A 13,828-nucleotide genomic window follows, 5' to 3' on the forward strand; every position below is an offset into this window, starting at 1 on the left:
CAAGGACACGCCCATGCCTTATGCCTTTGCCCGAATTCTCTTCAGCCTGCTGCTCCTGCTGCCATTGGCCGCACAAGCCGGCGAAGCCGACGATTTCGTCGCCGCCAGCGCCACGCAGCAGGCCAAGTTGCTGGAGAGCTGGGCCGCCATGCCCGACCCGGCACGCCAGCCCCTGCTCGATGCGCTGCAACAGGGCCGTGTGGCCGCTGACGGCGACAAACGCGCCTTCATCGAAACCGACGCTGGCTACCGCGCCGCCGAAGGCGATGCCGAGCCGCAAGGCACCCCGCGCAAACTGCGCCTGAACAACCGCCTGCGCGGGCTGATCGCCAACGCCCAGGCTAGCCATCAGTTGCTCGCCGAGGATGCAAGCGTGCGCCTGAGCGCCGCCCAGCAATTGCAGAAGAGCGCCCAGCCGGCGCAACTGCCGCTGCTCGCCCAGGCGCAAGCCAATGAAGACGACGACGCCGTGCGCGATGCCCTCACCCTCGCCCTGGCCAACCTGCAACTGGTCGACGCCAACCCGGCGGTACGCCTGGCTGCCGTGCGCCTGCTCGGCGAAACCGGCGAGCCACTGGCCCGTACCCGCCTGGAAAACCTGCTGGAGCCCGGCGTGGAAAGCGACGCTGGCGTGCGCACCGCCGCAGAAACCAGCCTCGCCCAGGTCAAGCGCAAGCTGCTGATCGGCGAACTGCTCGGCCAGGCATTCAGCGGCATGAGCCTGGGCTCGATCCTGCTGCTCGCCGCCCTCGGCCTGGCCATCACCTTCGGCCTGCTCGGGGTGATCAACATGGCCCACGGCGAAATGCTGATGCTCGGCGCCTACTCCACCTACATGGTGCAGATTCTCTTCCAGCGCTTCGCCCCCGACGCCCTGGCGCTGTATCCGCTGGTCGCCCTGCCGGTGGCCTTCTGCGTGACCGCGGTGATCGGCATGGCCCTGGAGCGCACGGTGATTCGTCATCTCTACGGCCGCCCGCTGGAAACCCTGCTGGCTACCTGGGGCATCAGCCTGATTCTGATCCAGCTGGTGCGCGTGCTGTTCGGCGCGCAGAACGTCGAAGTGGCCAACCCCTACTGGCTGTCCGGCGGCATTCAGGTGTTGCCCAATCTGGTGCTGCCGTACAACCGCATCGTGATCATCGGCTTCGCCCTGGCGGTGGTGGTGCTCACCTGGCTGCTGCTCAACAAGACCCGCCTGGGCCTCAACGTGCGCGCCGTCACCCAGAACCGCAATATGGCCGCCTGCTGCGGTGTGCCCACCGGCCGCGTGGACATGCTGGCCTTCGGCCTCGGTTCGGGTATCGCCGGCCTCGGCGGCGTGGCGCTGAGCCAGATCGGCAACGTCGGCCCGGACCTCGGCCAGAGCTACATCATCGACTCGTTCCTGGTGGTGGTACTCGGCGGCGTCGGCCAACTGGCCGGCAGCGTCATGGCGGCCTTCGGCCTGGGGATCGCCAACAAGATCCTGGAGCCGCAGATCGGCGCCGTACTCGGCAAGATCCTCATCCTCGCGCTGATCATTCTGTTCATTCAGAAGCGTCCGCAGGGCCTGTTCGCCTTGAAAGGGAGGGTGATCGATTGAACCGCACGCTTAATCTCGATGCTGTGGGAGCGGGCCATGCCCGCGATTGCATCACCGCCGTCGTTGGCGCGCATGGCGCACTCCCACAGATCGGCCTACAGGGGATTCACCAATGAACGCCGCCAACCAAACCCTATTGGCTCGCGCCAGCCACAGGCTCGGCCCACAGGTGTCACTGGCCATCGGCCTGCTGATGCTCGCCATGTTGGTCGCCATGCCCGTTCTGCACCTGCTGCCGGCCGAGCATGCGCTGCACGTTTCCGCCTACAGCCTGACCCTGGTCGGCAAGATCCTCTGCTACTGCATCGTCGCCCTGGCGCTGGATCTGGTCTGGGGCTACGCCGGCCTGCTATCCCTCGGCCATGGGCTGTTCTTCGCCCTCGGCGGCTACGCCATGGGCATGTACCTGATGCGCGAAGCCGCCGGCGACGGCCTGCCGGCGTTCATGGGCTTTCTCGCCTGGACGGAGCTGCCTTGGTACTGGTACGGCACCGACAACTTCCTATGGGCCCTGTGCCTGGTGGTGCTGGCGCCCGGCTTGCTGGCGCTGGTGTTCGGTTTCTTCGCCTTCCGCTCGCGGATCAAGGGCGTGTACTTCTCGATCATGACCCAGGCGCTGACCTTCGCCGGCATGCTGCTGTTCTTTCGCAACGAGACCGGTTTCGGCGGCAACAACGGCTTCACCAACTTTCGCAGCATCCTCGGCTTCGAGATCACCGCCGCCGGCACCCGCGCCACGCTGTTCGCGCTCACCGTGCTGCTGTTGGTCGGCAGCCTGTACCTGGGCTGGCGCCTGGCGCGCAGCAAGTTCGGCCGGGTGCTCACCGCCCTGCGCGATGCCGAGAGCCGCCTGATGTTCTGCGGCTACGACCCACGCGGCTACAAGCTGTTCATCTGGGTACTTTCCGCCGTGCTGTGCGGCCTGGCCGGGGCGCTGTACGTGCCTCAGGTGGGCATCATCAACCCCAGCGAAATGGCCCCGACGCAATCCATCGAAGCCGCCGTGTGGGTGGCCCTCGGCGGGCGCGGCACGCTGATCGGCCCGCTGCTCGGCGCCGGCCTGGTCAATGGCATGAAGAGCTGGTTCACCGTGGCCTTTCCCGAATACTGGCTGTTCGCCCTCGGCGCGCTGTTCATCGTGGTCACCCTGTTCCTGCCCAAGGGCGTCATCGGCCTGCTCAAACGAGGGGACAAGTCATGAGAAGTGCACCGATTCCCGAAATGCTCATCGAACCGACTCCAGATGCAGCGGGCAGCGCCCGTGACGCCATCGGCCTGGGCCAGAGTGCCGGGCGCGGCCTCAACGTACGCCACGGCACCATTCTCACTCTGGAAGACATCAACGTCGCCTTCGACGGCTTCAAGGCGCTGACCGACCTGACGCTGTACATCGGCGTCGGCGAGCTGCGCTGCATCATCGGCCCCAATGGCGCCGGCAAGACCACCCTGATGGACGTGATCACCGGCAAGACCCGGCCGAACAGCGGCACCGCGTTCTTCGGTGAAACCTTCGACCTGACGCAGATGAGCGAGGTCGAGATCGCCCAGGCCGGCATCGGGCGCAAGTTCCAGAAGCCGACGGTGTTCGAGGCGCTGAGCGTGTTCGAGAACCTCGAACTGGCGCAGAAGACCGACAAGTCGGTGTGGGCCAGCCTGCGCGCCAGGCTCAGCGGTGAGCAGCGCGACCGTATCGACGAGGTGCTGGCCACCATTCGCCTGGACGGCTCGCGCCAGCGCCCGGCTGGCCTGCTGTCCCACGGCCAGAAGCAGTTCCTGGAAATCGGCATGCTGCTGGTGCAGGACCCGCAACTGTTGTTGCTCGACGAGCCGGTGGCGGGCATGACCGACGCGGAAACCGAATTCACCGCCGAGCTGTTCAAGTCCCTGGCGCGCAAGCACTCGCTGATGGTGGTCGAGCACGACATGGGCTTCGTCGGCACCATCGCCGACCACGTCACCGTGCTGCACCAGGGCCGCGTGCTGGCCGAAGGCTCGCTCGACGCCGTGCAGGCCAACGAGAAGGTGATCGAGGTTTATCTGGGGCGCTAAGGCCAACCGTAGGAGGGGCTTCAGCCCCGAGCTCTCAAAGATCGATGGTTCCCACGCAAAGCGCGGGCACGAGAGGTACACCATGCTGCAAGTCCAACAGCTTCACCAGTACTACGGCGGCAGCCACATCCTGCGCGGCCTGTCGTTCGACGTGAAGGTCGGCGAAGTCACCTGCCTGCTCGGCCGCAACGGCGTCGGCAAGACCACCCTGCTCAAATGCCTGATGGGCCTGCTGCCCGCCAAGGAAGGCAGCGTGCAGTGGGAAGGCAAGGCCATCACCGGCTACAAACCGCACCAGCGGGTGCATGCCGGCATCGCCTACGTGCCCCAGGGCCGCGAGATATTCGGCCGCCTGACGGTGGAGGAAAACCTGCTGATGGGCCTGTCGCGTTTTCCCGGCAGCCAGGCCAAGGAGGTGCCGGCCTTCATCTACGAGCTGTTCCCGGTGCTGCTGGAAATGAAGCACCGCCGCGGCGGCGACCTTTCCGGCGGCCAGCAGCAACAGCTGGCCATCGGCCGCGCGCTGGCCAGCCAGCCACGCCTGCTGATCCTCGACGAACCCACCGAAGGCATCCAGCCCTCGGTGATCAAGGAAATCGGCGCAGTGATCAAAAAACTCGCCGCCCGCGGCGACATGGCCATCCTGCTGGTCGAGCAGTTCTACGACTTCGCCGCCGAACTGGCCGACCAGTACCTGGTGATGAGCCGCGGCGAGATCGTCCAGCAGGGCCGCGGCGAAACCATGGAGGCGGACGGCGTGCGTGGGTTGGTGGCGATCTGAGCACCTATTCATAATCTCTCAGCCCAGGTTCGCCGATTTTGGCAGCTAATTGGCGAGAACAGCCGACCGCGAAATCGTGGGAGGGGCTTTAGCCCCGAGCTCTTAGCCCCCTAAAAGCTCGGGGCTAAAGCCCCTCCTACAAAAGCGGCGACGCCCGATGCCCGCTTCTTACCTTGTAGGCTCCGCTTCAGGCGCATAAAAATCTTGAACAGGCTCTGAGCGGTAAAAGGCCGCCACTGTACCTACGCGGTAGCTGCCCAAGCCGGTTATTCTTGCCGTCCGCCCATCCCACTTTCACCTGCCGGCCAACCCGCAGGCGCCAAGGGTGGCGAGGATCCGCGTCGACGAGCCCACTCCGGCAGTCGATCAGCACGAATCGCCCAAGCCACTGGCCGGGCGGTGTTCACTGACGACAGACAAGAGGCAGAACATGACCCAGGTAGTTTTCATCACCGGTGCCACTTCCGGCTTTGGCCGCGCCACCGCTCGCCGCTTCGCCGAGGCCGGCTGGGCGCTGGTGCTTTCGGGCCGCCGCCAGGAGCGCCTGGAGGAACTCAAGGCCGAGCTGGAGAGCAAGGTGCCGGTGCATATCGCCACCCTCGACGTGCGCGATGCCACTGCCGTGCAGACCCTGGTCGACAGCCTGCCGGCGCCGTTCGACAAGATCCACGCGCTGATCAACAACGCCGGCCTGGCCCTGGCGCCGGAAGCCGCGCAGAAGGTGGCCTTGCAGGATTGGCACACCATGATCGACACCAACATCACCGGCCTGGTCAACGTCACCCACGCGGTGCTGCCCAAGCTGCTGGAAACCGGCAAGGGCGCCAGCATCATCAACATCGGTTCGGTAGCCGGCGAATGGCCGTACCCGGGCGGCCACGTGTACGGCGCCAGCAAGGCGTTCGTCAAACAGTTCAGCTTCAACCTGCGCTGCGACCTGGTGTCCACTGGCGTGCGCGTCACCGACATCGCCCCGGGCATGGCGGAAACCGAATTCACCCTGGTGCGTACCAAAGGTAACCAGGCGGCCTCAGATGCGCTGTACAGCACCACCACGCCACTGAGCGCGGAAGATATCGCCGAGCAGATCTTCTACGTCGCCACCCTGCCTGCCCATATCAACATCAACCGCCTGGAAATCATGCCCAGCCGCCAGGCCTGGGGCCCGTTCGCGGTCGACCGCGACAAGTAATCGATTGACGGGCTCGCCTGCCCGTCACTTGGCCCCCTGACTCATCCGCGCGAGCCGCTGGGACAGCTCCTCAATGGCCCGGCCCAGCTCGCGCAAGGTTCCGGAATCGCGCGCGCCCTCTTCGCTGGCGCCGTGAATACGCACGGCCAGCTCGCTGATTTCCTGGGTCACGTGGCTCTGCTCCTGGGCCGCGACGGCGATCTGCTGGGCGCGCTGCACGATATCCTCGAAGCCATTGACCGTGCCCTCCAGGGTGACCGCGACGCCATTGGCCTGCTCGACCGCTTCGTGGGTACGTCGCACGCCAGCCTGCATGGTGGCGACGGTCTGGCCCGACGCATCGCGCAGTTGGCCGATCATCACCTGAATCTCGTTGGCCGACGCCTGGGTACGGCCGGCAAGCGTACGCACCTCATCCGCCACCACGGCGAAACCGCGGCCCTGCTCCCCGGCGCGCGCCGCCTCGATTGCGGCGTTGAGCGCCAGCAGGTTGGTCTGCTGGGAGATCGAGGTGATCACCTCGAGCACGCTGCCGACCCGCTCGATATCGCTACCCAGGCGACCGATTGCCGCCTCGGCCTGACCGATCTCCTCGGCCAGCGCCTGGATCGATGCGCTGTTGCTACGCACGTTCACCTGGCCTGCGCGCGCCGATAGCAACGAACGCTCCGCGGTATCCGAACAATCGGTGGTATTGCCGGCCACTTCCTGGGCACTGGCCGACATCTCGGTGATGGCGGTGGCCAACAAGGCATTGTCTTCACGCTGGGTTTCGGCCCGCTCGGCGATGGCCTGCGACAGGCTTGCCAGCTCGGCAGCCTGGCGCTCAAGCACGCGAGATTGTTCCGATATATCGAGCAGCATGTTGCGCAGCGAGCCGGCATAGCGATTCACCGCCGAGCGCAACGCACCAATTTCGTCACTTCGACCGACGGGCAACTCGCTTCCACCACCCTCACCGAGCTGCTCGATCTGCGCGGTGGTTTCTTCGATCTGCGCCAGCAAACGACGCCCGGCGAACCACGCCAGGCCGAGCAACACGGCCAGCAAGGGCAGCAGGAAGAGCAGAAGTTCTCCGGTCAGGCGATGACTCAGCCCGGCGACCTGGCCCTCGGGCGTGACGAGCCCGAGCTGCCAACCGGTATCCCCCAGGGGCGCGAAGCTGACATAGGCGCGGCCCTGCAGGCGCACGTCGTAGTCGAGCATGCTGGTCGGTGTGCCGGCGCGCGCGGCCTGCAAGGCAGCCTGCAACGGTGCGACCGCAGGATCACGCTCCACCAGCCCGGCCATGGTAGGCAGCCCACCGGTGGCCTTGGCATCCGGGAAGAACAACAGGTTACCGGCCCGATCGACCACGAAGGCATAGCCGCCGGTGACGTTGCCGCGCTCGCTCAGGAACGTGGCCAGGCCGTCGAGGCGCAGATCCACCGTCGCCACGCCGGCAAACTTCCCGCTCAGTTGATAGGGCACGCTGCAGGTGGTCATCGCCACGCTGGTCACCGGATCGAGATAACCGTCGGACCACACGCAACGACCAGGTGCGGACGAGCGCGCCGCGCTGTACCAGGATTCCTGCTGATAGGGCGGCGCGGAGGCGGCGTTGTAATCGCCACTGTACTCGAGACCGCCGCTCGCACTACGCGCCCAGAAGAAGCTGCGCAGCGCCACGCCGCTCTCGAAGGCACCCGGCTCGGGCCACAGGCCGCCACCGGCGATGGCGGCATTACCCTGGCTGTCGATCACCCCCGGCAGCACGTTGCGCACCAACTCGGCGTCCCGCGGCAAGGCCTCGGCCAAGTGCGCCAGGCCCGCCGTGGTGCCCTGGATTTCGCTGAGTTGCAGGGCCAGCTGGCGCGCCAGCGCAGCGGCAGCCTGCTCGGCGGATGTCACCCCGACCGCCATCAGTTGTGGTTTGCCACGCAGCGCCATGACCGAATAGACCGCCAGGGCGGTCAGGCTTAGCAACAGCAGTACGCCTACGGTCATCCGCTTGGCCACAGTCACCGGAAACAATGCCATGTCGTTTCTCCGCTGTTATCAGGGCTTCTCAACCGAACTGCACGACTATTGATACTAGGGCTATCTGCCATTACAGCAAGCGTTTCTCTGCGATAAACCGCTCAAGCTCGGGCAATCCACGATTGCCTCCGACGAGCGCCCAGACCGATACTGACCGCCGCGACTTATACCTCCATCTGCACCCGAGTTTGCCCATGTCCATTGCCATACGTAACGCCGCTGCAGACGACCTGCCCGCCCTGCTCGCCATCTACAACGATGCCGTGCTCAACACCACGGCCATCTGGAACGAGCGCCCCGTGGACCTCGCCAATCGCCAGGCCTGGTTCGAGGCGCGCGGCGCCCAGGGCTATCCGATCCTAGTGGCGGTCGATGAGGCGCAACAGGTGCTGGGCTATGCCTCGTTCGGCGACTGGCGGCCCTTCGAAGGCTTTTGCAATACCGTCGAGCATTCCGTGTACGTGCGCCACGACACCCGCGGCCGGGGTCTTGGCCCGCTGCTGATGCAGACGCTGATCGAGCGGGCACGAGAGGTCGGCAAGCACGTGATGGTCGCCGCCATCGAAAGTGGCAACGTCGCCTCGGTGCGCCTGCACGAGCGGCTGGGTTTCAGCGTCACCGGGCAGATGCCACAGGTCGGCTGCAAGTTCGGCCGCTGGCTGGACCTGACCTTCATGCAGCTGATCCTCACGCCGCAGCGCAGCACGCCATGATCCTGCAGATCCGCCAGCTCGACGAAGCCGGTTTCGACGCCTGTCGGCAAGGGCTAATCGCCTTGTTGATCGATGCGGTGGCCAACGGTGCCTCCGTCGGTTTCCTGGCCGATATCGACACCCGGCAGGCGGACGCCTACTTCGACGATGTGCGCCGTGCGCCGTGCGCTTTGCAGCGGCGCGCTGGCGATCTGGATCGCTGAAGAGCATGAAAAAGTGCTGGGTTCGGTGCAGCTCAACCTGTGCCAGAAACCCAATGGGTTGAATCGCGGCGAAGTGCAGAAATTGCTGGTGCTGAGCAACGCGCGTCGCCGTGGTATTGCCCGGCTGCTGATGCAGCAACTTGAGACCCGTGCCAGGCAACTGAAGCGAGGTCTACTGTATCTGGACACCGAGGCCGCTAGCGAAGCCGAACACCTTTATCGCGCGCTGGGCTACACCACGATCGGCGGCCTGCCCGATTACGCCTGCGGGCCGGACGGCCAGTACCGAGCCAACGCCATCTACTACAAGACTCTCTTTCGGCCCAGCTGACTACCGCAGTTGGCTGTCCTTGCTGCCGCGACGGTTGAAACCTCCGGCCTTTGCCTGTTCCTGGTCAGCATGGGCCTGGCAGTTCACGCACAGGCGCACGCCGGGAACGGCCTGGCGTCGCGCTTCGGGAATCGGCGCATCGCATTCTTCGCAATGGGTCAGGCTCTCGCCTTTGGGCAGTTGACTGCGCGCGCGCTGCACGGCGTCTTCGATGGTGCTGTCGATCTGCTCCTGCACGGCGCCGTCTTGCGCCCAACCGGTGGCCATAGCGTTCTCCCAATGAGCGGGCTGATGAAATCCCAGGCAATGCCACGAAAACAGACGAAGCGCCTGGTTCACGTGGTGCAAGGGCCTATTGCTTGGACTCGTGTACGAGCCGTTCAACGCAGCAGTATTTCAACAAGCTGATGGTGGTGCTGGCTCGAAGATAGGAGCGTGAGGCAGGGCTTGGCAAGGGCGGCCGACGGCGGACGAATCGGCTCGCGTTGCGCGGCCGCTGTCCGGCGTGGCAGGTGAAGCGGGGTTATTCCTTGACGTTCATGAACTCGTCGGCCCAGGCCACGTAGTCCTCTGGCTGGGTGTACTTGTGCGCGAGCTCCGAGGCGCTCAGGTCACTGGCGACGGCGTTGCGCTGCTCGCGCAGGCAGTCGTAAGTGGCCTTGATGGCCGCGAAGTAAGCCGCATGGCCGTTGACCACGATGCGCACGCCCAGCTTGGCGAGACGCTCGTTATCGCGCAGCTTGGGGTTGCCGTAGGTCACCAGCATCAGCGGCACGCTGAGGTGCTCGGCGATCTTTTCCAGATGCTCGAAATCCTCGACACCGACCATGCAGATGGCATCGGCACCGGCCTTTTGATAGGCCACGGTACGTTTGACCACTTCATCGACGCTGAGCACGCCGGCGTTGGTACGGGCGATGATCGCCAGGTCCGGGTCTACACGCGCTTCAAGGGCCGCACGCACTTTGCCGACGCCTTCGGCGACGCTGATCAGATCGGTCGACTTGCGGTTGAATTGGGCGGGCAGCAGGGTGTCTTCGATGGTCAGCGCGGAGATGCCGGCGCGTTCCAGCTCGACCACGGTGCGCATCACGTTCAGGGCGTTGCCGTAGCCGTGGTCGGCATCGGCGATCACCGGCAGGCGGGAAACCCGGTGGATGCGGGTGGCCTGCTCGACGAACTCGCTCAGGGTGATCAGCGCGAAATCCGGCGCGGCGAGTACCTGCAGGGAGGCCACCGAGCCACCGAGAATGCCGACTTCGAAACCGAGGTCGCCGGCGATGCGCGCGGACATCGGGTCGAAAACCGAGGCGGTGTGGTAACAGGCGCCCGAAGCCAGCAGGGTGCGGAAGGCGCGCCGCAGTTCATGATGGGAAGCACGTTGCATATTGGTCATAGGCATTGTCCAAACGTCGAATGAATCGGGTGCCCGACGGCCTTGTCCCCTGCCGTCTGAAGCGAATTCTTGTGCTGTGCCGCGAGCGATGGCCGGCTGTTGTCGGCTGCTGCTCGCCTCGCAGCAATTTTCCCGCCAACTCAGCGCAGTGCGGCGGGAAGCTCTACATGGGGGAGCCACTGGCGGAAAATCGCCGAGAATCCCCCATCACGGCGCATTTCCGCCAATTTTGCCTGCCAGTCAGCAACCACTGCCGGATCGGTGTCCAGCGAGAAGGCGATGTAATACGAAGACTCCATGAACACCATCTGCGGCTGCACATCCGCCGGTTCAAGGCCTGCCGGGGCGAGCATGTCGCGTAGCAGGAGGTCTTCCAGCAGGATCAGGTTGCCGCGGCCATGTGCGAATAGCGTGACCATGGTCTGTGGCGTCGGCACGCCATACAGATTCGGCAGCCCCTTGGCCTGCAGCGCCTCGTAGCTGTACCACTGTTTGGGTACCGCCAACGGCCCGCTGGCCGCCACATCACCGAGGCTGTTCACCTGCATGCCCCGCGACTTCAGCGAATAGAAGCGTACTTTGCCATGCAATATAGGCCCCACCCATTGAAAACGCTTTTCACGCTCAGGCGTACGCACCATGGCGAACAGCGCAATATCCGGCTCACGCTGGGCAATCGTGTAGGCGCGGGTCCAGGGCATCATCTCGATCTGCGCGTGGGCGCCGGTTCGCTCGATCAGCTCACGCACCACATCGACGCCAAAACCGCGTAGCTGCCCATCCTGCATGAACGCCGTGGGTGGCCCCGGCTCAGTGAGAATGCGCAGCTCGGCGTGGGCGCGAGTGCACAGCAGCAACGCGACGATCAACACACCGTAGCAACGCAGCGGGCCCATCAGGCCGTACCCCCTGAACGCGAAAACGCAGTCGGCTGCCAAGCGGCGAATTGCACTGTCGATGCACGCCTTGCAGCTAAAGCCGGCAATTTTACCCCAGTAACCGGCCAATTTCAGCAAGCAGGCGAACGCAGGCATTAGAGGCCGACAGCTTATCCGATTGCGCCCAATACAAATGGCCGAAGGACTTTGTGGCCATTGCAACGACAATCGGGCTGGCGCCAGCGCTTCAGGCAGGCGATCATCGGCGCTCGCCCATCAACGCGCACCGACATGACCGACACCACGCAAACGCCCGCCCCGTCGCACAAACCCCGCCCGTTCATCGACCTGCTGATCAGCATCGTGATCCCCTCGCTGATTCTCATGAAGCTCAGCGGCGAAGCCCGCCTGGGCCCGGATGGCGCACTGGTGCTGGCTCTGGCATTCCCGCTCGGTTGGGGCGCGTTCGAGCTGATCAAGTACCGTAAATTCAACTTCGTCGCCCTGCTCGGTCTGGTCAGTGTGATCCTCACCGGTGGCATCGGCCTGCTGCACCTGGACAACCAGTGGCTGGCGATCAAGGAAGCGGCGATTCCCGGGCTGATCGGCATTGCCGTACTGGTCTCCACGCGCACTCGCTACCCGCTAATCCGCACGCTGCTGTTCAACAAAACGGTACTCAACGTCGACAAGATCCATGAGCGCCTGGAGCAGGGCGGGCACACACCGCGCTTCGAAACCCGACTGATGCGCGCCACCTACCTGCTCAGCGGCACTTTTTTCTTCTCCTCGGTAATGAACTACGTGCTGGCCAAGTGGATCGTTACCAGCCCGGCTGGCAGCGAGGCGTTCAACGACGAACTGGGTCGCATGACCCTGCTCAGCTACCCGATGATCGCCATCCCGTCGATGATCATGCTGATGGCCATCTTCTATTACCTGTGGCGCACCATCCATGACCTCACCGGCCTCAAGCTGGAAGAGATCATGGCCAATAGCGAAACTGACAAGCAGCCCTGACAGCTCAGCGCTTTGCCGGATTTCTACGCCTATTTCGGGCTGCTCGCCGCCGCATTCGGCGCAGCGACGCTGCTGCCCCTGCAATCCGAGGCGCTGCTCGTCGGCCTGCTGCTCGGCAGCGCGCAGCCGGCCTGGGCTCTGGTACTGTTCGCCAGCGTAGGCAACGTGCTGGGCTCGCTGGTCAACTGGTGGTTGGGGCTTTATCTGGAGCGTTTCCGCGACCGCCGCTGGTTCCCGGTCAACGAACGGCGCCTGCAACAAGCGCAGCATTGGTACGGCCGTTATGGTCGTTGGTCGCTGCTGCTGAGCTGGCTGCCAGTGATCGGCGATCCGCTGACCCTGGTCGCCGGCATCATGCGTGAGCCGCTGTGGCGTTTCACGCTGATCGTCGCCTTCGCGAAAACCCTGCGTTATGCCGTGCTGGCCGCAGCCACACTGGGTTTGAGCCTGTAAAAAGACACACTCGGTAACGGCCTGCAAACCGGTGCCAGTTGAGCAAGCGGCCCGCCTCCGGGATACTGCGCACCCTGTACACCCACATCCCGCCGGGACATACCCCGGGAAAGGGCATGAACGATGGGTACGACAGCCCATCGAATGCAGAGTCGACTGTCCGCAAAGACGTGAAACAGGGGATCGCCGTTGCAAGGTACCAAGCCCACGATGAAACGCAGTGACCTGATCTGGACGCTGATCGGGTTGTGCGCCGTGGTCGCGTCCTGCTTCCTGCTCTACCGCGAAGTGCGCAATATCTCCCTCGACGAGATCGCCGGCAGCCTCAAGGCCATCCCGCACCTGAACTGGATTCTCGCCGCCATCGCCACCCTTGGCGCCTACTCGGCACTGGCCTGGTACGACCGCATCGCCGTCGCTCACCTGGGCAAGAAGATCTCCTGGCGCTTCATCACCCTGTGCTCCTTCACCACCTACGCCCTGGCCCACAATATCGGTGCTTCGGTGTTCTCTGGCGCCGTGGTGCGCTATCGCGCCTACCGCACCAAGGGCCTGACGCCCCATGAAATCGGCATCCTGATCGTCTTCTGCTCCTTCACCTTCGCCCTCGGCACGCTGCTGGCCAGCGGCTGCGTACTGGTGCTGCAGCCGGATCTGATCCACCGCGTACTGAACGTCACCCCACTGGTTTCGGTGGCCATTGGCGGTCTGCTGTTGCTGCTGGTCGCCCTCTACGTGCTGGGTTCCTGGCTGCAGTTCAAACCCTGGAAGTTCGGCAAACTGCATGTCGAATACCCACGCCTACGCATCGTCGGTCGCCAATTGCTGGCCGGCCCATTGGAGCTGGCCTGCGCCGCGGCGATCATCTACTTCGCCCTGCCCGAAGCCTACAACCCGGGCTACATGGTGGTGCTCGGCGTATTCCTGGCGTCCTTCTCCCTGGCCCTGCTGTCCCATGCGCCGGGCGGCCTGGGCGTGCTAGAAGTGAGCTTCCTGGCGGCCCTGCCGGAGATTCCGGCGCCGGACGTACTGGCCGCACTCATCGTATTCCGTGGCTTTTACCTGCTGCTGCCGTTCGCCCTCTCGCTGCTCGTGGTGCTCGGCTTCGAGTGGGGCCAATGGCGCGAACGCCGCGGCGAAGTGCAAAATCCTCCACTGCCCTGACGAAGCGGCAGCACTGCCCGATCATTTCGCCTAGAATGCGCGGC

Annotated in this window: 13 protein-coding genes and 2 pseudogenes; 10 read left to right on the forward strand and 5 right to left on the reverse strand. The window is 64.6% G+C overall.

Translation table 11 applies throughout. The annotated features are described in order from the left end of the window. The first annotated feature begins 13 nt into the window (after positions 1 to 13). From urtB to FB481_RS18405, 5 genes are all read left to right on the forward strand, one after another. Positions 14 to 1,585, forward strand: a complete 1,572-nt coding sequence (gene urtB / locus FB481_RS18385) for an urea ABC transporter permease subunit UrtB (RefSeq protein ID WP_147177293.1) — start codon at positions 14 to 16, stop codon at positions 1,583 to 1,585. 112 nt (positions 1,586 to 1,697) lie between these two features. Beyond that, positions 1,698 to 2,786 (forward strand): urea ABC transporter permease subunit UrtC, encoded by a 1,089-nt coding sequence (gene urtC / locus FB481_RS18390; protein WP_147177294.1) that lies wholly within the window; start codon positions 1,698 to 1,700, stop codon positions 2,784 to 2,786. Further along, a complete protein-coding gene (urtD, locus tag FB481_RS18395; protein ID WP_013793155.1) occupies positions 2,783 to 3,634 on the forward strand; it encodes an urea ABC transporter ATP-binding protein UrtD in 852 nt (283 codons plus the stop codon). Before urtC ends, urtD begins: the two co-directional genes overlap by 4 nt. 82 nt (positions 3,635 to 3,716) lie before the next feature. Next, positions 3,717 to 4,415: an urea ABC transporter ATP-binding subunit UrtE gene (gene urtE / locus FB481_RS18400; RefSeq protein ID WP_027910162.1), complete on the forward strand. Its 699-nt coding sequence runs from the start codon at positions 3,717 to 3,719 to the stop codon at positions 4,413 to 4,415. A gap of 430 nt (positions 4,416 to 4,845) precedes the next feature. Continuing rightward, a complete protein-coding gene (locus FB481_RS18405; RefSeq protein ID WP_147177295.1) occupies positions 4,846 to 5,607 on the forward strand; it encodes an SDR family NAD(P)-dependent oxidoreductase in 762 nt (253 codons plus the stop codon). Positions 5,608 to 5,631: 24 nt separating this feature from the next. Here FB481_RS18405 and FB481_RS23710 read toward each other — a convergent pair whose 3' ends face one another. Both FB481_RS23710 and FB481_RS23715 read right to left on the reverse strand, forming a co-directional pair. Then, positions 5,632 to 6,471 (reverse strand): methyl-accepting chemotaxis protein, encoded by an 840-nt coding sequence (locus tag FB481_RS23710; protein WP_372239578.1) that lies wholly within the window; start codon positions 6,469 to 6,471, stop codon positions 5,632 to 5,634. Between the two features lie 273 nt (positions 6,472 to 6,744). Further along, positions 6,745 to 7,626 (reverse strand): annotated as a pseudogene (locus FB481_RS23715) (cache domain-containing protein); the annotation flags it as partial. Positions 7,627 to 7,820: 194 nt separating this feature from the next. Between FB481_RS23715 and FB481_RS18415 the strand changes: the two are divergent. Together FB481_RS18415 and FB481_RS18420 are read left to right on the forward strand one after the other, a co-directional pair. Beyond that, positions 7,821 to 8,339 (forward strand): GNAT family N-acetyltransferase, encoded by a 519-nt coding sequence (locus tag FB481_RS18415; protein ID WP_093506472.1) that lies wholly within the window; start codon positions 7,821 to 7,823, stop codon positions 8,337 to 8,339. Next, positions 8,336 to 8,873 (forward strand): annotated as a pseudogene (locus tag FB481_RS18420) (GNAT family N-acetyltransferase). The gene FB481_RS18415 and the pseudogene FB481_RS18420 overlap by 4 nt, the downstream one beginning before the upstream one ends. On the opposite strand, the gene FB481_RS18425 reads toward FB481_RS18420, so the two are convergent. The 3 genes from FB481_RS18425 to FB481_RS18435 form a co-directional block, all read right to left on the reverse strand. After that, the gene (locus tag FB481_RS18425; RefSeq protein WP_093506470.1) at positions 8,874 to 9,140 is read right to left on the reverse strand and encodes a DksA/TraR family C4-type zinc finger protein; all 267 of its coding nucleotides are present in this window, start codon (positions 9,138 to 9,140) and stop codon (positions 8,874 to 8,876) included. A 256-nt stretch (positions 9,141 to 9,396) separates the two neighbouring features. Next, positions 9,397 to 10,260, reverse strand: coding sequence for an oxaloacetate decarboxylase (locus FB481_RS18430; protein WP_093506505.1), 864 nt, complete (start codon positions 10,258 to 10,260; stop codon positions 9,397 to 9,399). Between the two features lie 149 nt (positions 10,261 to 10,409). Next, on the reverse strand, positions 10,410 to 11,165 hold the full coding sequence (locus FB481_RS18435) for an ABC transporter substrate-binding protein (RefSeq protein ID WP_147177297.1): 756 nt from the start codon (positions 11,163 to 11,165) through the stop codon (positions 10,410 to 10,412). A gap of 273 nt (positions 11,166 to 11,438) precedes the next feature. On the opposite strand from FB481_RS18435, the gene FB481_RS18440 reads away from it, so the two are divergent. The 3 genes from FB481_RS18440 (at position 11,439) to FB481_RS18450 (ending at position 13,784) form a co-directional block, all read left to right on the forward strand. Then, entirely contained in the window at positions 11,439 to 12,167 is a 729-nt protein-coding gene (locus FB481_RS18440) for a VC0807 family protein (protein ID WP_147177417.1), read from the forward strand. A 12-nt stretch (positions 12,168 to 12,179) separates the two neighbouring features. Continuing rightward, the gene (locus tag FB481_RS18445; RefSeq protein WP_147177298.1) at positions 12,180 to 12,620 is read left to right on the forward strand and encodes a YqaA family protein; all 441 of its coding nucleotides are present in this window, start codon (positions 12,180 to 12,182) and stop codon (positions 12,618 to 12,620) included. A 210-nt stretch (positions 12,621 to 12,830) separates the two neighbouring features. Then, the gene (locus tag FB481_RS18450; RefSeq protein WP_027903231.1) at positions 12,831 to 13,784 is read left to right on the forward strand and encodes a YbhN family protein; all 954 of its coding nucleotides are present in this window, start codon (positions 12,831 to 12,833) and stop codon (positions 13,782 to 13,784) included. The last annotated feature ends 44 nt before the right edge of the window (positions 13,785 to 13,828 follow it).

Source organism: Pseudomonas sp. AG1028 (assembly GCF_007993955.1).
GTDB lineage: Bacteria > Pseudomonadota > Gammaproteobacteria > Pseudomonadales > Pseudomonadaceae > Aquipseudomonas > Aquipseudomonas straminea.

Bases quoted from the DNA above. Each gene is read 5' to 3' on its own strand.
- FB481_RS18415 (WP_093506472.1), top strand. From the start codon at position 7,821: ATGTCCATTGCCATACGTAACGCCGCTGCAGACGACCTGCCCGCCCTG.
- FB481_RS18450 (WP_027903231.1), top strand. From the start codon at position 12,831: ATGAAACGCAGTGACCTGATCTGGACGCTGATCGGGTTGTGCGCCGTG.
- urtE (WP_027910162.1), top strand. From the start codon at position 3,717: ATGCTGCAAGTCCAACAGCTTCACCAGTACTACGGCGGCAGCCACATC.
- FB481_RS23710 (WP_372239578.1), bottom strand. From the start codon at position 6,471: ATGCTGCTCGATATATCGGAACAATCTCGCGTGCTTGAGCGCCAGGCT.
- urtC (WP_147177294.1), top strand. From the start codon at position 1,698: ATGAACGCCGCCAACCAAACCCTATTGGCTCGCGCCAGCCACAGGCTC.
- FB481_RS18405 (WP_147177295.1), top strand. From the start codon at position 4,846: ATGACCCAGGTAGTTTTCATCACCGGTGCCACTTCCGGCTTTGGCCGC.
- FB481_RS18440 (WP_147177417.1), top strand. From the start codon at position 11,439: ATGACCGACACCACGCAAACGCCCGCCCCGTCGCACAAACCCCGCCCG.
- urtB (WP_147177293.1), top strand. From the start codon at position 14: ATGCCTTATGCCTTTGCCCGAATTCTCTTCAGCCTGCTGCTCCTGCTG.
- FB481_RS18425 (WP_093506470.1), bottom strand. From the start codon at position 9,140: ATGGCCACCGGTTGGGCGCAAGACGGCGCCGTGCAGGAGCAGATCGAC.
- FB481_RS18430 (WP_093506505.1), bottom strand. From the start codon at position 10,260: ATGCAACGTGCTTCCCATCATGAACTGCGGCGCGCCTTCCGCACCCTG.
- urtD (WP_013793155.1), top strand. From the start codon at position 2,783: ATGAGAAGTGCACCGATTCCCGAAATGCTCATCGAACCGACTCCAGAT.
- FB481_RS18435 (WP_147177297.1), bottom strand. From the start codon at position 11,165: ATGGGCCCGCTGCGTTGCTACGGTGTGTTGATCGTCGCGTTGCTGCTG.